This window comes from Pseudomonas sp. TH31 (genome assembly GCF_016650815.1).
Taxonomy (GTDB): Bacteria; Pseudomonadota; Gammaproteobacteria; order Pseudomonadales; family Pseudomonadaceae; genus Aquipseudomonas.
Genome location: NZ_JAEKEZ010000033.1, coordinates 314,606 through 336,404 on the forward strand (window position 1 = coordinate 314,606; position 21,799 = coordinate 336,404).

Genomic DNA, 21,799 nt, shown 5'->3' on the forward strand with positions numbered 1-21,799 from the left:
CTGCGCCGGCGTGATGAAAGAAATTGCTGAAAATCCACTACAAGCTATACATTTATGTATGACTAAAAATATTGGTTGGGAACTCTATCGAAGCTTTCTGGCGGTGCTGAGCCACGGCTCGTTGTCGGCTGCCGCACGGGCGCTGGGCATCACTCAGCCGACCGTGGGCCGGCACATCGCCGAGCTGGAAGCGTCGTTCAAACAAACCCTGTTTACCCGTTCAAGAACCGGGTTGATGCCCACCGAGGCGGCGCAGACCCTGCGTAGTTACGCCGAGGCCATGCACAGTAATGCCGCCGCTCTGGAACGAGCGATGGCCGGGCAGGGACAAACCACGGGCGGCACCGTGCGCATTACCGCCAGCGAAGTGATTGCCGTGGAGGTGCTGCCATCTGCTTTGGCCCTGCTGCGGCAGGCGCATCCGCAACTGATCATTGAACTGGTCGCGACCAACCGCGTGCAGGATTTGTTGCAGCGCGAGGCCGACATCGCGGTGCGCATGACCCCGCCGAAACAGGAGCAACTCATTGCGCGCAGCGTCGGCAATGTCGAGGTCGGGCTCTATGCGCGCGCCGATTACCTGAGCCGCGAGGGCACGCCGGCGTTGCCGGCGGACCTGGCCCGGCACACGTTGATTGGTTTCGATACTGAAACGCCATTTGTACGCGCGGCCAGCAAGCGGGTGCCGGGCTTGACGCGTGACGGGTTTTCACTGCGCGCCGACAGCGACCTGGCCCAGCTCGCCCTGATCCGCGCGGGCGCGGGCATTGGATTTTGCCAGTCGGCACTGGCCAAACGCGACACCCGCCTGGTACGGGTATTACCCGAGCACTTCCCCTTTCACCTGGAAGCCTGGGTCACCATGCATGAAGACCTGCGCAACAGTCCGCGCTGCAAGGTGGTCTTCGATGCCTTGGTCCACTGTTTGCTGGGGCATACCGCTATTTAACGGCATACAACTTGCGCACATACCGCGTGCTTTTCCAGGCGCACGGCGCACCTTGCGGCACGAACACGCTGTCGCCGGTGCTGACCGTTACGCTGGATCCGTCCGGTGCGAGCAAGGTCACGCTGCCTTCGATCAGGTGCATCAGTTCATTGAGTTTGTGCGCCCGGCCGTGGCGTTCGTAAGGCGTCGAATCCCAGACCCCCACGCGCAGGTCGGTTGCCGCGTCTTCGAAAGCGTTGCGTGACCGGCATTGCGGCGCAGGGCCGATCAGTATCTGCGGTTCTGGCGCGGCGGAAGGCGAGAGCATCGCCAGCGGATCAAGAAAGGTCAGGCCGGGTGTCGGTGCTTCGGTGCTCATCGCACAAAAGGCCCATTGCGTGCCGGCGTGCGCTTCGATCCGCAGGGTGGTCCCGCGACCGATCACTGCGCTGGCGCCGACTCCCAGTTCCAGCGTCTGCTCCTGGGTTTTCAGCACCACGTGGCCGGCATGCACGACGATCACTTCGGTGTGCGGGAAATCCTCGATATCAACGACTTCGCCTGCGTCGACGATACCGGCAGACACGCCATCCACCCCGGACCAGGCAATCCGGCGGGTATCCATAAACGGATCGGCCGCATTCAATGGCAAGGTTTTGAAAGGCGTGACAACGCGGCTGCCGTCGGCGCGAGCCAACAGCAGAACGGTAGGTTGGGACATGCGGGTGATGCTCCGTGTAAATGAAGGTGTCAGGTAGTCCGTCAGCCGATGGCTTGGGTCACCAGTGCAAACTGGCGCACGCCGTTGGCCGCTTGTGGCGGTGTGCCGCGAGCCATTTGTGCCACGGTGTCGACTTGCTTGAGGCCGGCTTCTGCCAGCCAGTCGCTCAAACCGCAATCCGATGGAATGTCGATGCGCACAAAGGTATCCGGCACTTGAGCCAGTACTACGGCAATCAGGTGTTGAGCCTGTTCGAGGTTTTCTGCAACCACCGGACCCATGCCACGACCACGGCCGTAGGGGCGGAGCATGGCGAAGGCGCGCACTTGACCGCCGCGCTCGATAACGACCGAATGCTCGACGACATCAAACAGGTCGGTGAGCACCGCATGACGGTCCAGTCCGGTACCCGTGTTGGCCAGTTCCAGCACACGAGCCTTGTCGGTCTCTCGCAGCGGGCGACATTCTTCTGCGTCGGCCAGCGGCGCGGGGATTGGCGCTTGCGCCAAGCCCTGACACTGCTGAATCCGCCCAAACTCGACAAAACCCTGGCTGACATAAAGTGGCGCACCGGCGAGGGTCGCATTCAAGATCGGCGTGCGCGACTGGCACGCCTCAAGCGCCAGTTCCATCAGCTTGCGACCGATGCCCTTGCCTTGATAATCATTGCTGACGATCACCAAGCCGATGGTCGCGAAATCGCCTTGTGGGCAGGCGAACGCCGTGCCGATCAAACGCTCGCCATCCAGTGCCACAAAACCGTCGCTGATGCGCAGCACCATCGCCCAGTCCTCCAGCCGATGGGGCCACTTCAATTGCACGGACAAGGCATGCGCTGCCGGGAGATCGGCCTCGGACATCGGGCGATAAAGATAAGCAGAAGGTTGCGGGGCGGACATGGCGAGTCTCCGTTGAACAGTGTGCGCGAGCGGCCGGTTTTCCGGCGTGATGGTGCCTGTATCCCATCTGCGTGTAGGCCTGGCAAGGGGGGCTGGAACATTCGGCAGATTTCGCGAGGCAGAGCCCACAAGACCACACTTACTACTTAATTTCACCGCAAGGTCGGCAGCAAATGCTTGGGCTTTTTTTCTACGATGGAGACCTGGGTAAACGCCTCGCCGATCCTTTTTTGGAGTGCTCCATGGATAGCTTCGATCCTCGTCTTATCGCTGTGCGCAGCGCTCACTTTATCGGCGGAAAATACCGCGACGCTAAACCGGGACTGGAAGTGGTGCGGCCCTCGGATGGCCAGGTGTACGCCGGGCTGCCGATTGCCGATGCCAATCTGGTGGACGAGGCGGTCAACGATGCCTGGCAGGCGTTCAACCGCAGCGATTGGGCCAGTCGCCCGCCGCGGGAGCGGGCACGGGTCATGCGCCGTTGGGCCGACTTGATTGAGGCGGATGCCGAGATCCTCGCACCACTGGAAGCCGTCGGTTCGACCCGCCCGCATAAAGATGTGATTGCCTGGGACATTCCTTATGTCGCCGAAGGCATTCGTTTCTTTGCCGAACTGGCGGACAAGCACGGCGGCCAGGTCGCGGCGACCCAGACGGATCGCCTGGGCATGCAGATCGCCGAACCTTACGGCGTAATCGCGGCCATTGCGCCGTGGAATTTTCCGTTGAGCATGGCCTCCTGGAAAGTCGCTCCGGCGCTGGCCGCAGGCAATGCCGTGGTGCTCAAGCCATCGGAACTGACGCCGTTCTCCAGCCTGCGTTTTGCCGAGTTGGCGTTGCAGGCAGGCATTCCGGCGGGGATCTTTAACGTGGTTCAGGGCGATGGTCGCACCACGGGTGATGCCTTGTGCCGGCATCCGCGGGTCGGCAAGGTGACCTTTACCGGCTCCACTGCCACCGGGTCGAGCATCATGTCCACCTGTGCGCTGGTGGGGCCGAAACCGGTGACCCTGGAACTTGGCGGCAAGAGTCCGCAACTGGTGTTCGCCGATATCCCGGACATCGCCAAAACCGCGCGCACCGTGGCGCTGGCGATTACCGGTAACGCCGGGCAGGTTTGCGTGTCCGGTTCGCGGCTGCTGATTCAGCGTTCGATCATGGAGCCGTTTATTGCGCACTTGCAGGCGTACTTCGAGGAGCTGCGCCCCGGTCCTACCTGGTTGTCTGCGAGCACACTGTCACCGATCATTTCCCGGCTTCAGGCCAGTCGTATCGACGGCATCGTCCAGCGCTCGCGCCAGGCCGGGGCTCAAGTGCTGACCGGTGGCGGGTTGTTTGAAGGTTTGGGCGGTGCGTACTACCAACCGACGTTGCTGGCCGGCCTCGATAACCAAAACCCGGCAGTCTGTGAAGAAATCTTTGGCCCGGTGCTGACCGTGCAGGCGTTCGATGACGAAGAACAGGCGCTGAGCCTCGCCGCCCACGCCACTTATGGTCTGGCGGCGGGTGTGCACACTGCCGACATCAACCGTGCGTTGCGGCTGGTGCGCAAGCTGGAAGCGGGGACGGTGTGGGTCAACCGTTACGGGCGCAGTAACGACTACATCCTGCCGACTGGCGGCTACAAACGCTCCGGCATCGGCAAGGACCTGGGGCGCGAAGCCTTCGAAGCGAACTTGCGCTACAAAAGCGTGCTGATCGACATCCTCCAGTAACTACGCCCCCGTAACCCCGTAGCAGCTGCCGAGCCTGCGAGGCTGCGTTCGGCTGCGAAGCAGTCGCCAGATCAGGCGCTGCGGTGTTTCAGTTAAACCGTGTGCCTAGGGTTTTACGACTGCTTCGCAGCCGAACGCAGCCTCGCAAGCTCGACAGCTGCTACAACGGGCCGTGGGTAAGCTCGAAAGTCTCGGCCAAACGGGCGCTTCCTCAGGGAAGCGCCCGTTTTCATTCAGCCCGGCGCAGTTTCTGCGGCCAATGGCGGCACAGGCAGGTTGCACAGGGCTATAAAGGTCCATAAGAGCGCACAAATACGGGGTTTGCCCAAGGCTGGAGCGGGCCGCAAAGTCTGCTGAGGGCGGCGGTTAAAACGGTGGTTTGTATCGAGCAGAGGTCGCTTTTAACGCCATCTGCTGATTTCACGGTGTTGTAATGACGGTGTGCTGCAGCGTTGCATCACCGCTTTGAAACCGAAGCGAATGCTTGTCGCGCCATGACCTCAACGAACTTCAGGACCGCACTCAATGAGCTTCCTTCGCCCCAAATTCATTACGTTCGACTGCTACGGTACGCTGACCAATTTCCACATGGGTACGATGACCCGCGAGATTTTCGCTGATCGCGTTCCTGCCGAGCAGATGGACCAGTTCGTCAAGGATTTCTCGGCCTATCGCCTCGACCAGGTCATGGGTGACTGGATGCCTTACGACGAAATCCTCAAGACCGCCCTGGCGCGGACCTGTAAACGTTGGGGCATCGAATACCGCGACGAAGGTCAGCTGTATTACGACGCCGTACCGACTTGGGGCCCGCACCCGGACGTCCCGGCCGGCCTGTCGAAAATCGCCGACAAGATTCCCCTGGTGATTTTCTCCAACGCCAGCGACAGCCAGATCATGTCCAACGTCGACAAGCTCGGCGCGCCGTTCCACAAGGTATTCACCGCTGAACAGGCCCAGGCCTACAAGCCGCGTCTGGCCGCGTTCGAATACATGCTCGACAACCTCAACTGCGGTCCGGAAGACATCTTGCATGTGTCTTCGAGCTTCCGTTACGACCTGATGCCGGCCCACGACATGAAGATCAAGAACAAGGCCTTCGTTGCCCGTGGTCACGAAGTCCCGGCCAATGCCTTCTACGGCTACCAGCAGATCACCGATATCGGTGGTCTGGCTGCGTTGGTCGGGCTCTGAGTCGCAACGGTAACGGCACTTTTCCTGGCATAGGCGGATAGACATGGGCAGTGAATCCTACTGGCTCGACACCGCACCGGCCTTCACCGGTGCACAGCTCGGCGCATTGCCCGGGCAGGTCGATGTGGCCATCGTCGGTGGCGGTTTCACCGGGTTGGCGGCGGCTCGGGCGTTGGCCTTGAAGGGCGCCAGTGTGGTGGTGCTCGAAGCCGGGCGAGTGATCGGCGAAGCCTCGGGGCGCAACGGTGGCCAATGCAACACCGGGGTCGCCCAGGATTACGCCGGCCTCAGCGCCAGCCTCGGCGCCGACAAGGCCCGGGCCTATTACCAGGCCTACGAAAGCGCGGTGCAGAGCGTGGTGTCGCTGGTGGAACAGGAACGGATCGCCTGCGACCTGATCCGCAACGGCAAGCTCAAGTTGGCCGCCAAGCCGATGCACTACGAAGGCCTGGCGCGGACGTGCGAATTGATTCGCAAGGAGGTCGATGCCGATGTCGAGTTGCTGTCCGCCGAACAGACCCGCGCCGAAGTGAATTCGGCGCAGTTCCACGGGGGCTTGCTGCAACGCAACGGCGTGCAGATGCACGTCGGGCGCTTCGGTGTCGGACTGGCTGAAGCGGCGGCCCGTCACGGCGCGCTGATCCATCAAGGCACCTCGGTGCTGGATTGGAAAGCCCAGGCTGGCGGCTATCAGGTCAACACCAGCAAGGGTTCGCTGCACGCCGGGCAAGTATTGCTGGCCACCGGCGCCTGTCAGCACGGTGGGTTGGGCTGGTATCGGCGGCGGATCGTCCCGGTGGGCAGTTTCGTCATCGCCACTGAAGTCTTGCCGCAAGCGTTGATCGATCGACTGCTGCCGGGCCGTCGGGCCTATGTCACCAGCCGCATGATCGGTAACTACTTCCGCCTGACACCCGACAACCGCCTGCTGTTCGGCGGCCGTGCCCGATTCGCAATGTCCGACAGCGTCAACGATGCCAAGAGCGGCAAGGTGCTGCAAGCCGCCATGGTGCAGATGTTCCCGCAGTTGGCCAACGTGAAAATCGACTATTGCTGGGGCGGTTTGGTGGACATGACGTCCGACCGCTTGCCTCGGGCCGGCCAGCACGGCGGGGTTTATCACTCCATGGGCTACAGCGGCCATGGGGTACAGATGTCGGTGCACATGGGCCAGGTCATGGCCGAGGTGATGGCTGGCAACGTCGACGCCAACCCTTGGCGTGAACTCGACTGGCCGGCGATCCCCGGACACTTTGGCAAGCCGTGGTTCCTGCCATTCGTGGGCGCTTATTACCGCTTCCAGGACTATTTGCATTGAGTTGATGTTGTGGCGTCACCGTCGTTTGCGTTTCAACGCCCCGGACAACCGGAGCCATCTCCTTCTCGACAGGTACAACTGATATGACTGACAACAAGATCGACTCACCCCTGATCTCCGGCCAGGACAGCCTGCGCGTGTTCGAAGGCCTCAACCGCGGCATGTCACGCCGCAATGCCTTGCAAATGCTCGGCGTGGCGGGCGTTGCCGCCGTGGGCGCCGGCAGTCTGTTCGGCGCCGCTGGCAAGCTGTTCGCCGACGAAGCCGCGACCCCGGGCAAAGGCAAGCCGGGCGGGCGGATTCGTGTCGCCGGCATGTCCAGCTCCACCGCCGACACCCTCGACCCGGCTAAAGGTGCGCTGTCCACCGACTACGTACGCCACTACATGTTCTACAACGGCCTGACCCGTTTTGACCCGCACCTGGTGCCGCAACTGGAGCTGGCCGAGCGCATCGATAACACCGATGCGACGCTGTGGACCATCACCCTGCGCAAGGACGTGACCTTCCACAACGGCAAAACCCTCAGCGCCGCCGACGTGGTGTTCTCGCTGTCGCGGCACAAGGACCCGTTGACCGGTTCCAAAGTCATGCCGCTGATGGAGCAGTTCGTCGAGATCAAGGCCACCGCCCCCAACGAAGTGCAGATCCGCCTCAGCGCACCGAACGCCGAATTGCCGTCGATCCTCGCCGTGTCGCACCTGCTGATCGTTCCTGAAGGCACCACCGACTTCAACCAAGGCATCGGCACCGGGCCGTTCAAGGTCAAGGAATTCAAACCGGGCGTGCGCTCGATTGCCGCGCGCAACACCGGCTACTGGAAACCGGGCCTGCCGTACCTCGACGAAATCGAGTTCATTGCGATTGCCGACGAACCGTCGCGGGTCAACGCGCTGCTGTCGGGCGACGTGCACATGATCAACGAGGTCAACCCGCGTTCCACCACCCGGATCAAGGCCAGCGCCAAGCACCGGGTCGTCGATGCGCCGTCGGGCAACTACACTGATTTGATCATCCGTCAGGATCAGATGCCGGGCAAAAGCGCGGAATTCACTCAGGCGATGAAGCACCTGATGGACCGCGAGCAGATCAAATCCGCCGTGTTCCGTGGCTTTGCCGTGGTCGGTAACGACCATCCGATTGCCCCCGGTTCGCGCTACTACAACGCCGACCTGCCGCAAACCGTCTACGACCCGGAAAAAGCCAGGTTCCTGCTGAAGAAGGCCGGCATGGAAAGCATCAGCATGCCGCTGGTCGCGTCTCCAGCCGCCACCGGTTCGGTGGACATCGCCGTGCTGTTGCAACAATCGGCGAAGCAGGCCGGGCTCAAGCTCGACGTCAACCGCTTGCCGAGCGACGGCTATTGGTCCAACCACTGGATGAAGCACCCGCTGAGCTTCGGCAACATCAACCCGCGGCCGAACGCCGACGTGATGTTCTCGCAGTTCTTCCAGTCGAAAGCGCCATGGAACGAATCCGGTTGGCAGAACGACCAGTTCGACCAGTTGCTGATGCTCGCTCGCGGCGAAACCGATGACGCCAAGCGCAGCAAGATGTACGCGGACATGCAAACCCTGGTGCATGACCACAGCGGGATCGGCGTGCCGGTGTTCATCAGCAACATCGATGGCGTCGACCAGCGCATCAAAGGCTACGGCAGCAACCCGCTGGGTGGCTTTATGGGCTACATGTTCGCCGAGCAGGTCTGGCTGGACGCTTGATCGGGCCTTGAAGGGTAGTCGTGTTGTACGGCAGGGACAGTGCACGAGGGTAGGCGATGAATAGCAATACACTGTGGTTGATCGGCCGGCGTCTGGGCGCCGCGATCGTGACTTTGTTGATCGTGTCCATGGTCGTGTTTGCGATCACGGCAGTCCTGCCGGGGGACGCGGCGCAACAATCGCTCGGGCAGTTCGCCACGCCGGAACAGGTGGCGGCCTTGCGCCTGAAACTGGGGCTCGACCAGCCCGGTGTGCTGCGTTACCTGCACTGGTTGATGAACCTGCTCAGCGGCGACATGGGCTTGTCGGTGTCCAACGCGATGCCGGTCGGCGAGTTGATGGCCGGCCGGGTGCCTAACACTCTGATGCTGGCGGCCGCCACGGCGCTGGTGTCAGTGCCGGTGGCGCTGATTCTGGGCATCGGCTCGGCGATGGGCCGTGGCGGGCGCATCGACAGTTTCCTGAGCTTCTTCACCCTGGCCATGGTCGCCGTCCCGGAGTTTCTGGTGGCGACCCTGGCGGTGCTGATTTTTGCGGTGAACCTCGGTTGGTTGTCGGCGCTGTCCTATGCCAGCGACATCACCTCGCCCTGGCAATTCATGCGCACTTACGCTTTGCCGGTGATGACGCTCTGCTGCGTGATCGTCGCGCAAATGGCCCGCATGACCCGGGCCGCCGTCATCGATCAACTCGACAGTCCTTACGTGGAAATGGCCCGGCTCAAAGGCGTCAGCCCGATGCGTATCGTGCTGCGCCATGCCTTGCCCAACGCGATCGGGCCGATTGCCAATGCCATCGCCCTGAGCCTGTCGTACCTGCTGGGCGGGGTGGTGATTGTCGAGACGATCTTCAACTATCCCGGTATCGCCAGCCTGATGGTCGATGCCGTGACCAACCGTGACATGGCGCTGGTCCAGGCCTGCACCATGCTGTTTTGTACGGCGTACCTGGGGTTGGTGCTGATTGCCGACCTGTGCGCGATTCTGTCCAATCCGAGGCTGAGAAACCAATGAACAATCTCATTGTGAAATCGACGCCCAAGACCCCCGACCTGTCGGTTGGCAAGGTGTCTCATGGCCCGGCGTGGCTGGGTCTGATCGGCGCCGGGATGTGCGTGATCTGGTTGCTGGTGGCGATTTTCGGCCCATGGCTGGCGCCGCACCCGGTGGGCGAAGTGGTCTCTGACAATGTCTTCGACAGCATCAGTGCGCTTTACCCGTTTGGCACCGATTACCTGGGCCGCGACATGCTCAGCCGGATCCTCGTCGGCGCCCGTTTCACCGTGGGCCTGGCGTTGGTGGCGGCGGTGTTGGCCAGCGGGCTGGGCACCAGTTGCGCGTTGCTGTCGGTGGTTTCGCCGAAGTGGCTGGACGAAGTGATCAGTCGCATGATGGATGCCTTTATCTCGATCCCGAGCAAGATGCTGGCGCTGATCATGGTCTCGGCTTTCGGCTCTTCAGTGACCTTGCTGATCTGCACGGCGGTCCTGAGTTTCACCCCTGGCGCGTTCCGCATCGCCCGCAGCATGGCGGTGAATATCGAAGCGCTGGAGTACGTGCAAGTCGCCCGGACCCGTGGCGAGCGCCGGTTGTACATCGCGTGTGTGGAGATCCTGCCAAACATGCTCAACCCGGTGCTGACCGACCTCGGGCTGCGCTTTGGCTTCATCGTGCTGTTGCTCAGTGGCATGAGCTTTCTCGGCCTCGGTGTGCAACCGCCGGATGCCGACCTCGGGTCCCTGGTCCGGGAAAATATTGGCGGCCTCAACCAGGGCGCGCCGGCCATCGTGATTCCGGCGCTGGCCATTGGCACCCTGACCATCGGTGTGAATCTGTTTATCGACAGACTGTCATCCCGACGTAGTCGCCGTACGGGAGGTCATTGAAATGAGTGAATTGATTCGAGTCGAAGACCTGCGGGTGGTCGCCTGTGGCGAGCGCGGCGAAACCGAAATCGTCAAAGGTGTGAGCTTTTCCCTGGAAAAAGGTGAAGTGCTGGCGTTGATCGGCGAGTCCGGCTCCGGCAAGACCACCATCGCCTTGGCGCTGCTGGGTTATGCAAGACGCGGCTGCCGGTTGTCCGGCGGGGTGGTGCAGGTTGGCGAGGACAACATGCTGGCGCTGAGCGAAAAGGAACTGCAAGGCCTGCGCGGCAATCGGGTGTCGTACATCGCCCAAAGCGCGGCGGCGGCCTTCAACCCGGCGAAGAAACTGATCGATCAAGTGGTGGAGGGCGCTTTGATTCATGGCCTCGGCAGTCGCGCGGTGCTTGAAGCCAAAGCGATTGAACTGTTCCGCGACCTGGCGTTGCCGGACCCGGATCATATCGGCCAGCGCTACCCGCACCAGGTGTCTGGCGGGCAACTGCAACGGGTGATGGCGGCGATGGCGCTGATCAGCGATCCGTTGCTGGTAGTGCTCGACGAACCGACCACCGCCCTCGACGTCACCACCCAGATCGACGTGCTTCGTGCATTCAAACGGGTGGTCCGGGAACGTGGGGCAACAGCGGTTTATGTCTCCCACGACCTCGCGGTGGTTGCTCAGATGGCCGACCAGATCGTCGTGCTTAACGGCGGCCAGATCTTCGAACAGAGCGCCACCGCGCCGCTGCTCAAGGCGCCGACCCACGAATACACCCGCAGCCTGTTGGCAGCGGCACGCCCCGACACGACGATTCGTCCGCCCAGCGGCATCGCCGAAGACCAACCGCTGCTGACGATCAAGGGCCTGACTGCCGGTTACGGCAACAAGAACATGCAAGGCATGCCGTCGATCCGCGTGCTCGAAGACATCGACCTGACCGTGCGCCGGGGCCAGGCCATCGGCGTGATTGGTGAGTCGGGTTCCGGCAAGTCGACCCTGGCGCGGGTAGTCGCAGGGTTGTTGACCCCGGCGCTCGGCGGATTGACCTTTGACGGCCAGCCGTTGGGTGGCGGCCTCTGCGAACGGACTGACGAACAGTTCCGTCGCATTCAAATGGTCTTCCAGAACGCCGACACGGCGCTCAACCCGATGCACAGCGTCAGCACCATTCTGAGCCGGCCGCTGAAGATGTATTTCGGCCTCAAAGGTGCGGCGTTGCGCGAACGTATCGGCGAGTTGCTGGACTTAGTGCGTCTGCCCCGAACCCTGGCCGAACGACGGCCGAATGAACTGTCCGGCGGGCAGAAACAACGGGTCAACCTGGCCCGTGCCTTGGCGGCGAAACCGGATCTGATTCTCTGCGATGAAGTGACTTCGGCCCTGGACACGGTGGTCGGCGCGGCGATTCTCGAACTGCTGCGCGATCTGCGTCAGCAATTGGGGGTTTCCTATCTGTTTATCAGCCACGACATCTCCACGGTGCGGGCGCTGTGCGACGACATCGTGGTGATGTACAGCGGCCACAAGATCCAGGCCGGCACTCGGCAGTCGTTTGCCCAGGCGCCGTTTCATCCGTACACCGATCTGTTGATCCATTCGGTGCCGGAACTGCGTCAGGGCTGGCTGGAAAACTGCGGTACCACCTGTGGCGAGCTGCCGCCAATTGGCGCCAAGGCCAACGTACCGGAGCTGTGCACCTTCCTCAGTCGTTGCCCGGTGCGGGTCGATGGCTTGTGCAATCGCACGGCGCCGAACCGCCGCACCCTCGACGGCGGCAGTGAAATCCTCTGCCACCACGACAGCACCGAGTTGCTGAAAACCCAGCAGGATCTGATCACCATGACCCAGGGAGCCTACGCATGAAGGGGCGTTTTGTGAGACTGGCCGAGCAGAGCCGGCCGACGGTCAGTTTGACGGTGGACGGCGCACCCATCGAGGCGTTGCAAGGCGATACGTTGATGGTCGCTTTGCTGACCCAGGGCAATGCGCTGCGCCAGTCGGAGTTCGATTCAGGGCGACGTGCCGGTTTTTGCCTGATGGGCGCGTGCCAGGATTGCTGGGTCTGGACCCGCAGCGGCGAACGCCTGCGTGCGTGCTCCAACGAGGTCCGTGAAGGGCTGGACATCGTCACCACACAACCGGAGGCGACATGGCCACTGCACGGATAGTCATTGTGGGCGCGGGGCCGGCGGGTATTCGCTGTGCCGAAACCCTGGTGGCGGCGGGATTCAAACCAATGTTACTCGATGAAAATCGCCGGGATGGCGGGCAGATTTACCGTCGTCAGCCGCAAGGGTTTAGCCGTAATTACGCCACGCTGTACGGCTCCGAGGCGCGCAAGGCGCGGGACCTGCACGAAAGTTTTGATCGCCTGCGCGGTTCTATCGATTATCGCCCCGACACCTTGGTGTGGAACCTGACACCAGGGCAGTTGTGCTGCGTCAGCCAGGGCAAACATTCGACGGTGGATTACGACGCGCTGATCCTCTGCACCGGCGCCACCGACCGCTTGATGCCGATTGAAGGCTGGCAGTTGGCGGGCACCTACAGCCTGGGCGGGGCGCAAATTGCGCTCAAGTCCCAGGCCGTGTCCATTGGTCACAGCGTGGTGTTTATGGGCAGCGGGCCGTTGCTGTATTTGGTCGCGAGCCAATACGTCAAGGCCGGCGCGAAGGTAGCAGCGGTGCTTGATACGTCGCCGATGATCAAGCGCATTGGCGCTTTGCCAAAATTGCTGGCGCGTCCCGGATTGCTGTTCACTGGAATGAAACTGTTGGCACAGTTGTATCGGGCGAAGATCCCGCTGCACTTGGGGATCAAGCCTTTGCAAGTTCAGGGTGATGCGGCCAACGGCGTCAGCGGCGTGCGGGTGCTGACGGCTCGCGGCGAGACGTTGAATGTGGATTGCGATGCCGTGGCGCTCGGTTATCACTTGCGCCCGGAAACCCAATTGGCCGATCTTGCCGGTTGCCGCATGCGTTTCGACGAAGCGTCGGGCCAATGGTGGCTGGCAGTGGATGAAGAGGGCCGGACCTCGGTGAGCGGAGTGTACGCGGCGGGTGACGGTTCGAAGATTCGCGGCGCGGACGCCGCTGAACACGCCGGTCGCCTGGTGGCCATGGCACTGCTGGAAGACCTGCACCAACCCGTCAACGCCGGATTACGCGACGAACAACGCCAGGCACTGGCGGTGATGGACCAGTTTCGCCTCGGTCTGGCCCAGGCGTTTCCCTGGCCTGCCGAGCAAGCCAAATCCTTGCCCGACACCGCCATCGTTTGCCGTTGCGAGATGATCAGCGCCGGTGAATTGCGTGCGGTGGTCAGCGAGAAGGGCGCCTGCGAAGTCAATCGGGCCAAGGCGTTCAGCAGGGTGGGCATGGGCCGCTGCCAAGGCCGTTATTGCTCTCAGGCCGGGGCCGAGGTGATTGCCGCTGCGGCAGGCGTTAGCGTGCAACAAGTCGGCCGCCAACGCGGCCAGGCGCCGGTCAAACCCCTTTCGATGCTCACCGAGGAGGTCTCGCCATGACCGTACAGAAAGCCGATGTGGTGATTGTCGGTGGCGGCCTGATGGGCTCGGCGGCGGCGTTTTTCCTGCGTCGTCGCGGGCAGTCGGTGATTCTGCTGGAGCGCGACCAGATCGGTCAGTACGCCAGCGGCGTGAACTTCGGCAATGTCCGGCGTCAAGGGCGTTATCTCGGGCAACTGGAGTTGGCCAACCGTTCCTGGGCATTGTGGAAGCGCTTGCCGGAGCTGATCGACGATGACCTCGAATTCATCGCCAGCGGCCACATGCGCGTGTGTTATCGCGAAGACGAAATCGCTGAGCTTGAGGCCTATGCCGCTGCACCTGAGGCGGCGCAACTGGACCTGAAAATCTATCGCGGCGCCGAATTGCATCAGCGCTTTCCGTTCCTCGGCCCGGACGTGAAGGGCGGTTCCTACGCACCTCACGATGGCCACGCCAACCCGCGTCTGGCGGCCCCGGCATTTGCCCGTGCGGCCCGAAGGCTCGGCGCGCAGATCGAGGAGCAGACTGAAGTCGCCGAGGTGCAGAAAGTCGGCGGCGAGTTCAGCGTTACCAGCACTGACGGTCGCCGGTTCAGCGCCGCACAACTGCTGATCACTGCCGGTGCCTGGGGGCAAAAACTCTCGGACCAGTTCGGCGAGCCGGTGCCGCTGGACACCCACGGTCCACAAATGGCCGTGACCGAACCGGTGCCCTACGCCTTGCCTACGGTGATCGGCGTGTACACAAAGATTCCCGAGGAAGTGATCTACTTCCGGCAGATCCCTCGCGGCAATATCGTCATTGGCGGCGGCTACCGCAGCAAACCGGACATGCTCAATCGCCGGGCTTACGTTGAGCCGCGCAGCATCCTCAACCAGATGGAACAGATGCGCCGTCTGCTGCCGGGCGTCGGTAACCTGAACATCATCCGGGTCTGGAGTGGCATCGAAGGTTACTTGCCGGATTCCTTGCCGATCATGGGCCCAAGCGGTACGGTCGACGGCTTGTTCTACGCGTTCGGCTTCTGCGGGCACGGTTTCCAGCTCGGCCCCGGCGTCGGCGACGTCATGGCCGAATTGATCAGCACCGGCAGCACCAGCACTTCGATTGAGCCGTTCTCTATCCGTCGGTTCGCCCATTTAGCCGAGCAACGGAGCAAGGCCTCATGAAACCCCGTGTACTGGATATTCTCAAACGTTTGATGGCGTTCGACACCGTCTCTTCGGAGTCGAACATGGCCCTGATCGAGTATGTGCGCGACCTGCTACTGACCAAGGGCATCGAGTCGCTGATCGTCAAGGATGAAACCGGCAAAAAGGCCAACCTGTTTGCCAGCACCGGGCCGAAGTCGCTGCCGGGGATTCTGCTGTCCGGGCACACCGATGTGGTGCCAGCAGCGGGGCAGGCCTGGACCGTCCCGGCATTTCAGGCGACGGTGCAGGACGGCAAGATTTACGGGCGCGGCAGTTGCGATATGAAAGGCTTTATTGCCCTGGCCATCGACGCGATGCTTGATGCCGCGGACCATTCCCTGAGCCGGCCGCTGCAACTGGCGCTGTCCCATGATGAAGAAACCGGGTGCGTTGGCGTACGTCGTTTGCTCGACGTGCTGCACCTGGCGCCGGTGCGGCCGTTTTTGTGCCTGATCGGTGAGCCGACCAACATGCAATTCGTGCTCGGGCACAAGGGCAAGGGCTCGTATCGCACCTATTGTCGGGGGCTGGAGGCGCACTCGTCGCTGGCACCGCGCTCGGTCAATGCCATTCACGTGGCCTGCGATTTCATTGCTGCGCTGCGTCAGAGCCAGCAGCAACTGCAAGAGCAGGGTGCTCAGGATGCCGATTACGACGTGCCCTACAGCACCGTGCATGTCGGGCAGATTGGCGGCGGCCGGGCGCTGAACATCGTGCCGAACCTGTGCACCCTGGATTTCGAAGTGCGTAATTTGCCGGCGGATAATCTGGATCAGTTTCTGGAGCACATGCAGGAGCGGGCGCAAGTGATCGTGCGCGAGGCTCGGCTGTTGTCGAGTGTTGCGGCGATCGAAATTGAAACCCTTAACGTGTATCCCGGCCTCGATACGCATCCGAGCGTTGAAGCGGTGCGCTTCCTGAAAAACTTCGCCGCGCCGGATACCGGTACGGCCAAAGTTTCGTTCGGTACTGAGGGCGGGTTGTTCAAGCAGCGGCTGGATGTGCCGGTGGTGGTCTGCGGGCCGGGCTCGATTGAACAGGCGCACAAGCCGGACGAGTTTATCGAGATCAGCCAGATGGAGGCCGGCGAGCGGTTTCTTGAAGGTTTGTTGGGTTCGTTGAAGGTTTAAGATCAAAAGATCGCAGCCTTCGGCAGCTCCTACAAGTTCGATGTACGCCGCAATTTTGTGGGTGAACTCAATCCATGTAGGAGCTGCCGAAGGCTGCGATCTTTTGACTTTGCTTGCCGGCAGAGCCTGCCGTCCCACCCCGATTTTCAGCATCCAACACCGCCCAAACGGTGCTTTCAGCATCCTCCCCCGCAGCGCCTCCCTAGACTAAAGCCTGTCTCGGATCAGGACTCGACCATGCTCAAGAATCGTTTGAAAGACCCCAGCCTTTTAGCAGAACTTGCCTATGTAAACGGGCAGTGGATTGGTGCCGATAACGCCGCGACCCTGGACGTCATCGACCCGGCCAGCGGCCAGTTGCTCGCCCGGTGCCGGCCATGCAAGGCGTGGAAACCCGCCGGGCCATCGAGGCCGCCGACAACGCCTGGCCCGCCTGGCGCGCCCGCCCGGCAGCCGAACGTGCGGCACTGCTGGAGCGTTGGTATCAGGCCATGATCGACAACCTCGACGACCTGGCACTGATCATGACCTGCGAACAGGGCAAGCCGCTGAACGAGGCCAAAGGCGAAGTCCGCTACGGTGCCGGTTTCGTCAAATGGTTCGCCGAAGAAGCCCGGCGGGTCTACGGCGAAACGATGCCGGCCCCCAGCGGCGACCGTCGACTTTTAACGCTCAAGCAACCGGTGGGCGTCTGCGCCGCGATCACCCCATGGAATTTCCCCAACGCGATGATCACCCGCAAGTGCGCGCCAGCCTTGGCTGCCGGTTGCCCGATCATCGTCAAACCCTCGGACCTGACGCCGCTGTCGGCCCTGGCCCTGGCCGTCCTGGCAGAACGGGTTGGCATCCCTGCGGGCGTGTTCAACGTGTTGACCGGCATGCCCGCCGGCATTGGCGAAGAACTGACCAGCAACCCGACGGTGCGCAAGATTTCCTTCACCGGTTCCACCGCTGTCGGCCGTTTGTTGATGCGCCAAAGCGCCGAACAGATCAAGCGCTTGAGCCTGGAACTGGGCGGTAACGCGCCATTTATCGTGTTCGACGACGCGGACCTGGAACAGGCCGTGGCCGGGATCATGCTCAGCAAATTTCGCAACGCCGGCCAGACCTGCGTCTGCGCCAACCGGATCCTGGTGCAAAACGGTATTTACGAACGTTTCGCCCAACGGCTGGTGGAAGAGGTCGGCAAGCTCAAGGTCGGCAACGGCCTCGCTGCCGACGTTACCATCGGCCCGCTGATCAACCCGGCAGCGGTGAGCAAAGTCGCCCGGCACATCGACGATGCCTTGAGCCAAGGCGCACGGTTGCTCTGCGGCGGCATTCCCGAGGGTGATAGCCAGTTTGTGCAGCCCACGGTCCTCGGCGAGACCCACGCCGGCATGCTGCTGGCCAACGAAGAAACCTTCGGCCCGGTGGCGCCGCTGATGCGTTTCACCGACGAAGCCGAAGCCCTCGCACTGGCCAACGCCACGCCTTACGGTTTGGGCGCCTACTATTTCACTCAGGATCTGCGCCGTTCATGGCGTTTCGGCGAGGCGCTGGAGTTTGGCATGGTCGGGCTCAACACCGGGATCATTTCCATGGAAGTCGCGCCGTTCGGCGGCATCAAGCAATCGGGCCTGGGCCGCGAAGGCAGCAAGTACGGCCTGGACGAGTACCTTGAAGTCAAAGCCTTCCACATTGGCGGGCTGTAATTTACAGACACTGGGGAGGCAAGTTGATGAGCAAGACATTCAGAATCGCCGCGATTGCCGGCGATGGCATCGGCAAGGAAGTCCTGCCGGAAGGCTTGCGGGTGCTGGAGCAGGCTGCGAAGAAATGGCAGCTGGATTTGAGTATCGAAGTGCTCGACTGGGCGCACTGCGATTACTACCTGGAACACGGGCAGATGATGCCCGACGACTGGTTCGAACAGCTCAAGGGTTTTGACGCGATCTACTTTGGCGCCGTGGGCTGGCCGGACAAAGTACCAGATCATATTTCCCTGTGGGGTTCGCTGCTGAAGTTTCGCCGCGACTTCGACCAGTACGTGAACATCCGCCCGGTACGGCTGTTCCCCGGCGTGCCGTGCCCGCTGGCCGGACGCAAGCCGGGGGACATCGATTTTGTGGTGATCCGCGAGAACACCGAGGGCGAATACTCCTCGGTCGGCGGCAAAATGTTCGAAGGCACCGAGCATGAATTCGTGCTGCAAGAGTCTGTGTTCACCCGCCGTGGCGTGGACCGGATTCTCAAGTTCGCCTTCGAACTGGCCCAGACCCGGCCGCGCAAGCGCCTGACGGCAGCGACCAAATCCAACGGGATTTCCATCAGCATGCCGTACTGGGACGAACGCACGGCGTTGATGGCGGCACAGTACCCGCAGATCACTTGGGACAAGCAGCACATCGACATTTTGTGCGCGCGTTTCGTTTTGCAACCGGACCGGTTTGATGTGGTGGTGGCGTCGAACCTGTTTGGCGACATTCTGTCCGACCTGGGGCCGGCGTGTGCCGGGACCATTGGCATTGCGCCCTCGGCGAATCTTGACCCGGAGCGCCGGTTTCCGTCGTTGTTTGAGCCGGTGCATGGCTCGGCGCCGGATATCTACGGGCAGAACATTGCCAATCCGATTGCGATGATCTGGTCGGGGGCGTTGATGCTGGATTTCCTCGGCAACGGCGATGAGCGCTATCGGGCGGCCCATGATGGGATTTTGCAAGCCATCGAACGTGTCATCGCCGAAGGACCGATCACGCCGGATCTGGGCGGGAAGGGCTCCACTCAAGACGTGGGCAAAGCCATCGCTGATAACCTCTGAATCACCACAAACCCCTGTAGGAGCAGAGCTTGCTCGCGAAGGCGTCCTTTCAGCCGATATTGATGTCGCCTGACATGCCGCCTTCGCGAGCAAGCTCAGCTCCTACAGGGATGTGCGTCGCGAAGTAGATCTTGCCAACCCCCAATACCCTATGGGAGCAGCCTGCTCGCGAAGGCGTCCTTTCAGCCGATATTGATGTCGCCTGACACGCCGCCTTCGCGAGCAAGCTCAGCTCCTACAGGGGATATGCGTCGCGAAGTAGACCTTGCCAACCACCAATACCCTGTGGTGTGTTCAATAACCTTGGGTGCGGTCGATCTGGCCCACCATTGGCTCGCCTCGTTCAAACCGCCGAATATTCTCCAGCAACACCCCAAACGCACTTTCCGGCTGAGTCATCGCCGCAATATGCGGCGTCAGCAGAATCTGCGGATGATTCCAAAACGGATGATCCGCCGGCGCCGGTTCTTCCTGCAGAACATCCAGCACCGCGCCACTGAGCTGTCCGCTGTCCAGCGCCGCCAGCAGATCACTTTCCACCAGGTGCCCACCCCGACCCATGTTGATCAACGCCGTACCGTGGGGCAGTTGCCGAAACAGCTCACGATCAAGAATGCCCTGCGTCTGCTCGGTCAGCGGCAACACGCACAACAGGATGTCGCACTGGCTGAGAAACGCCGGTAATTGCTCGTTACCGGCATAGCAATCCACGCCATCAATCCGATGTGCACTGCGCGCCCAGCCCTTCAACGCAAACCCCAACGGCTGCAACGTCGCCAGAATCTGCTGCGACTGGGTGCCCAGCCCCAACACACCGACCCGACGCTTGCTGGCCGGTTGCAGCAAGTGCGCCTGCCAACACCGCGCCATCTGCTGCTGACGATAACGCAGCATGTCCCGGTGCAAACTCAGCACGGCAAAACTGGCGTACTCGCACATGCCTCGGGTGATACCCGGGTCCAGCAGGCGCACCACCGGCAGGCTCTGCGGAATCCGACTCAGGTCCAGTTGATCGACCCCGGCGGACAGCGCGAACAGTACCTTCAGATTTGGCAGCAAAGCTTCGAGATCATCTGGTGCCTGCCACGCGGCCAGGTATTCAATCTGCGAAGGATCGCCAATGTCCGGCCACGCGCGCCACTCGATATCCGGGGCGTGTTCGGCGAACAGCGCTTTCCACTGTTCGCCGCGCACAGGGTCAGCTTTATAAACCAGGGCCATGGGCATTTCCTGAAAGGGTGAAGGTGCTCTCATCATCGCGCACTGCCGGCGCAGGATCTGTCGAAAGCGCCGGGTTAAACGGCTTGCGTCACGCTGGATCAGTAGGGCTGCGGCAGATTCGGCGGGCTGAAGGAATCTGCCGTTTGACAGGGTGAAAACAGTCGATCCGAATTTCTCAGGGGCCAAGTTCGGCGTAGTTCGTTTCGCACAAGCCTTAACCTGAACACCATCGCAACCACCTCCCGGTTGCCGGACTCACGATGGGAAATGCCATGAATAGCAAAGTCGACGACACCCCACATTTGCTCCGTCAGCGCGATCAATTCGTGCCGCGTGGCCTGGTTACCGCTCACCCGTTGGTGATCGATCGCGCCCAAGGTGCCGAACTGTGGGACGTGGACGGTAAGCGCTACTTGGATTTTGTCGGCGGCATTGGCGTGCTGAACATCGGCCACAATCATCCGAAAGTGGTCGCGGCGGTGCAGGCTCAGTTGCAAAAGGTCTCCCACGCCTGTTTTCAGGTGGTGGCTTACAAACCTTATCTGGATCTGGCCCAGCGCCTGTGTGAAATGATCGGCGGTAACGAAGCCTGTAAAGCGGCGTTCTTCACCTCCGGCGCCGAGGCCGTGGAGAACGCGGTGAAGATCGCCCGGCTCACACCAATCGTTCTGCGGTGATTGCCTTTCGTGGCGGTTTCCATGGTCGGACCTTGCTCGGCACCACGCTGACCGGCATGAGCCAGCCGTACAAACAGAATTTCGGGCCGTTCGCGCCGGAGGTGTTTCACACGCCTTATCCGAATGCCTATCGCGGTGTCACCAGCGACATGGCGCTCAAGGCGCTGGAGGAATTGCTCGCGACCCAAGTGGCGCCGGAGCGGGTTGCCGCAATCATCATCGAACCGGTGCAGGGCGACGGCGGCTTCCTCTCGGCACCGGTGGAGTTCCTCCAGGGCCTGCGCGCGCTGACTGAGAAACACGGCATCGTGCTGATCCTCGATGAAATCCAGACCGGTTTCGGCCGTACCGGCAAGTGGTTCGGCTTCCAGCACGCCGGCATCCAGCCGGACCTGGTGACCGTCGCCAAGAGCCTGGCCGGTGGCTTGCCGTTGTCCGGTGTCGTCGGTAAAGCCGACATCATGGACGCGCCGTTGCCCGGTGGTTTGGGCGGCACCTACGGCGGCAATGCGCTGTCCTGCGCGGCGGCACTGGCGGTGATCGATGCCTTTGAAGAAGAAAAACTGCTGGCACGCGGTGAAGCGTTGGGCGAGCGACTGCGCCAGGGACTGCTGCGCTTGCAGAGCCGTCACTCACAAATCGGCGACGTGCGCGGCACCGGGTTCATGCTGGCCATCGAGCTGATCAAGAACGACCAGGCCCGCACGCCGGACGCCGACCTGAACCAGCGCCTGATCGATGAAGCGCGCAAGGGTGGCTTGCTGGTGATCAAGTGCGGCGTGTACCGCAACGTCCTGCGCTTCCTCGCGCCACTGGTGGCTACCGAAGCACAGGTCGACGAAGCCCTGCAAATTCTGGAAGCCGCTTTGGCACGCGTCTTGAACTGAGCTCCTGCAGGCGTGGGGCGCT

General features: G+C 61.9%; 16 protein-coding genes and 2 pseudogenes. 15 read left to right on the forward strand and 3 right to left on the reverse strand.

Annotated elements, in window-relative coordinates:
* The first annotated feature begins 58 nt into the window (after positions 1-58).
* Positions 59-949 (forward strand): LysR family transcriptional regulator, encoded by an 891-nt coding sequence (locus JFV26_RS27070; protein ID WP_201196624.1) that lies wholly within the window; start codon positions 59-61, stop codon positions 947-949.
* Here JFV26_RS27070 and JFV26_RS27075 read toward each other — a convergent pair.
* Positions 942-1,649 carry a cupin domain-containing protein gene (locus tag JFV26_RS27075; protein WP_201196626.1) on the reverse strand — a complete coding sequence of 236 codons (708 nt, stop codon included), beginning with the start codon at positions 1,647-1,649 and terminating at the stop codon, positions 942-944. The two genes, JFV26_RS27070 and JFV26_RS27075, sit on opposite strands and share 8 nt — an antisense overlap.
* Before the next feature lie 41 nt (positions 1,650-1,690).
* On the reverse strand, positions 1,691-2,548 hold the full coding sequence (locus JFV26_RS27080) for a GNAT family N-acetyltransferase (protein ID WP_201196628.1): 858 nt from the start codon (positions 2,546-2,548) through the stop codon (positions 1,691-1,693).
* 242 nt (positions 2,549-2,790) lie between these two features.
* Between JFV26_RS27080 and JFV26_RS27085 the strand changes: the two genes are divergently transcribed.
* From JFV26_RS27085 to JFV26_RS27145, 13 genes and pseudogenes are all read left to right on the forward strand, one after another.
* Positions 2,791-4,263, forward strand: coding sequence for an aldehyde dehydrogenase family protein (locus JFV26_RS27085; protein ID WP_201196629.1), 1,473 nt, complete (start codon positions 2,791-2,793; stop codon positions 4,261-4,263).
* A 525-nt stretch (positions 4,264-4,788) separates the two neighbouring features.
* Positions 4,789-5,457, forward strand: coding sequence for a haloacid dehalogenase type II (locus JFV26_RS27090; protein ID WP_090319036.1), 669 nt, complete (start codon positions 4,789-4,791; stop codon positions 5,455-5,457).
* Positions 5,458-5,500: 43 nt separating this feature from the next.
* The gene (locus JFV26_RS27095) at positions 5,501-6,775 is read left to right on the forward strand and encodes an NAD(P)/FAD-dependent oxidoreductase (protein ID WP_201196631.1); all 1,275 of its coding nucleotides are present in this window, start codon (positions 5,501-5,503) and stop codon (positions 6,773-6,775) included.
* A gap of 83 nt (positions 6,776-6,858) precedes the next feature.
* Positions 6,859-8,496: an ABC transporter substrate-binding protein gene (locus JFV26_RS27100; RefSeq protein WP_201196633.1), complete on the forward strand. Its 1,638-nt coding sequence runs from the start codon at positions 6,859-6,861 to the stop codon at positions 8,494-8,496.
* A 56-nt stretch (positions 8,497-8,552) separates the two neighbouring features.
* Entirely contained in the window at positions 8,553-9,509 is a 957-nt protein-coding gene (locus JFV26_RS27105) for an ABC transporter permease (RefSeq protein WP_054050496.1), read from the forward strand.
* Positions 9,506-10,381: an ABC transporter permease gene (locus JFV26_RS27110; RefSeq protein ID WP_201196635.1), complete on the forward strand. Its 876-nt coding sequence runs from the start codon at positions 9,506-9,508 to the stop codon at positions 10,379-10,381. Before JFV26_RS27105 ends, JFV26_RS27110 begins: the two co-directional genes overlap by 4 nt.
* 1 nt (position 10,382) lies before the next feature.
* Entirely contained in the window at positions 10,383-12,224 is a 1,842-nt protein-coding gene (locus tag JFV26_RS27115) for an ABC transporter ATP-binding protein (protein WP_201196636.1), read from the forward strand.
* A complete protein-coding gene (locus JFV26_RS27120) occupies positions 12,221-12,529 on the forward strand; it encodes a (2Fe-2S)-binding protein (protein WP_201196638.1) in 309 nt (102 codons plus the stop codon). Before JFV26_RS27115 ends, JFV26_RS27120 begins: the two co-directional genes overlap by 4 nt.
* Positions 12,511-13,887 carry an FAD/NAD(P)-dependent oxidoreductase gene (locus tag JFV26_RS27125; RefSeq protein WP_201196640.1) on the forward strand — a complete coding sequence of 459 codons (1,377 nt, stop codon included), beginning with the start codon at positions 12,511-12,513 and terminating at the stop codon, positions 13,885-13,887. Before JFV26_RS27120 ends, JFV26_RS27125 begins: the two co-directional genes overlap by 19 nt.
* Positions 13,884-15,038 (forward strand): NAD(P)/FAD-dependent oxidoreductase, encoded by a 1,155-nt coding sequence (locus JFV26_RS27130; protein ID WP_201196641.1) that lies wholly within the window; start codon positions 13,884-13,886, stop codon positions 15,036-15,038. The genes JFV26_RS27125 and JFV26_RS27130 overlap by 4 nt, the downstream gene beginning before the upstream one ends.
* A complete protein-coding gene (gene argE / locus JFV26_RS27135; protein WP_201196643.1) occupies positions 15,035-16,192 on the forward strand; it encodes an acetylornithine deacetylase in 1,158 nt (385 codons plus the stop codon). The genes JFV26_RS27130 and argE overlap by 4 nt, the downstream gene beginning before the upstream one ends.
* Before the next feature lie 237 nt (positions 16,193-16,429).
* Positions 16,430-17,886: pseudogene (locus tag JFV26_RS27140) on the forward strand (NAD-dependent succinate-semialdehyde dehydrogenase).
* Positions 17,887-17,912: 26 nt separating this feature from the next.
* A complete protein-coding gene (locus JFV26_RS27145; protein WP_201196645.1) occupies positions 17,913-18,992 on the forward strand; it encodes a tartrate dehydrogenase in 1,080 nt (359 codons plus the stop codon).
* A gap of 294 nt (positions 18,993-19,286) precedes the next feature.
* Here the strand turns inward: JFV26_RS27145 and JFV26_RS27150 are convergent, their stop codons facing one another.
* Positions 19,287-20,213: a 2-hydroxyacid dehydrogenase gene (locus JFV26_RS27150; RefSeq protein WP_201196647.1), complete on the reverse strand. Its 927-nt coding sequence runs from the start codon at positions 20,211-20,213 to the stop codon at positions 19,287-19,289.
* A 272-nt stretch (positions 20,214-20,485) separates the two neighbouring features.
* Here JFV26_RS27150 and gabT point away from each other — a divergent pair.
* Positions 20,486-21,777, forward strand: a pseudogene (gabT, locus tag JFV26_RS27155) (4-aminobutyrate--2-oxoglutarate transaminase).
* The last annotated feature ends 22 nt before the right edge of the window (positions 21,778-21,799 follow it).

Excerpts from the sequence above, each read along its gene's own strand:
- JFV26_RS27070 (WP_201196624.1), top strand. The coding sequence starts at position 59 with ATGACTAAAAATATTGGTTGGGAACTCTATCGAAGCTTTCTGGCGGTG.
- JFV26_RS27075 (WP_201196626.1), bottom strand. The coding sequence starts at position 1,649 with ATGTCCCAACCTACCGTTCTGCTGTTGGCTCGCGCCGACGGCAGCCGC.
- JFV26_RS27080 (WP_201196628.1), bottom strand. The coding sequence starts at position 2,548 with ATGTCCGCCCCGCAACCTTCTGCTTATCTTTATCGCCCGATGTCCGAG.
- JFV26_RS27085 (WP_201196629.1), top strand. The coding sequence starts at position 2,791 with ATGGATAGCTTCGATCCTCGTCTTATCGCTGTGCGCAGCGCTCACTTT.
- JFV26_RS27090 (WP_090319036.1), top strand. The coding sequence starts at position 4,789 with ATGAGCTTCCTTCGCCCCAAATTCATTACGTTCGACTGCTACGGTACG.
- JFV26_RS27095 (WP_201196631.1), top strand. The coding sequence starts at position 5,501 with ATGGGCAGTGAATCCTACTGGCTCGACACCGCACCGGCCTTCACCGGT.
- JFV26_RS27100 (WP_201196633.1), top strand. The coding sequence starts at position 6,859 with ATGACTGACAACAAGATCGACTCACCCCTGATCTCCGGCCAGGACAGC.
- JFV26_RS27105 (WP_054050496.1), top strand. The coding sequence starts at position 8,553 with ATGAATAGCAATACACTGTGGTTGATCGGCCGGCGTCTGGGCGCCGCG.
- JFV26_RS27110 (WP_201196635.1), top strand. The coding sequence starts at position 9,506 with ATGAACAATCTCATTGTGAAATCGACGCCCAAGACCCCCGACCTGTCG.
- JFV26_RS27115 (WP_201196636.1), top strand. The coding sequence starts at position 10,383 with ATGAGTGAATTGATTCGAGTCGAAGACCTGCGGGTGGTCGCCTGTGGC.
- JFV26_RS27120 (WP_201196638.1), top strand. The coding sequence starts at position 12,221 with ATGAAGGGGCGTTTTGTGAGACTGGCCGAGCAGAGCCGGCCGACGGTC.
- JFV26_RS27125 (WP_201196640.1), top strand. The coding sequence starts at position 12,511 with ATGGCCACTGCACGGATAGTCATTGTGGGCGCGGGGCCGGCGGGTATT.
- JFV26_RS27130 (WP_201196641.1), top strand. The coding sequence starts at position 13,884 with ATGACCGTACAGAAAGCCGATGTGGTGATTGTCGGTGGCGGCCTGATG.
- argE (WP_201196643.1), top strand. The coding sequence starts at position 15,035 with ATGAAACCCCGTGTACTGGATATTCTCAAACGTTTGATGGCGTTCGAC.
- JFV26_RS27145 (WP_201196645.1), top strand. The coding sequence starts at position 17,913 with ATGAGCAAGACATTCAGAATCGCCGCGATTGCCGGCGATGGCATCGGC.
- JFV26_RS27150 (WP_201196647.1), bottom strand. The coding sequence starts at position 20,213 with ATGGCCCTGGTTTATAAAGCTGACCCTGTGCGCGGCGAACAGTGGAAA.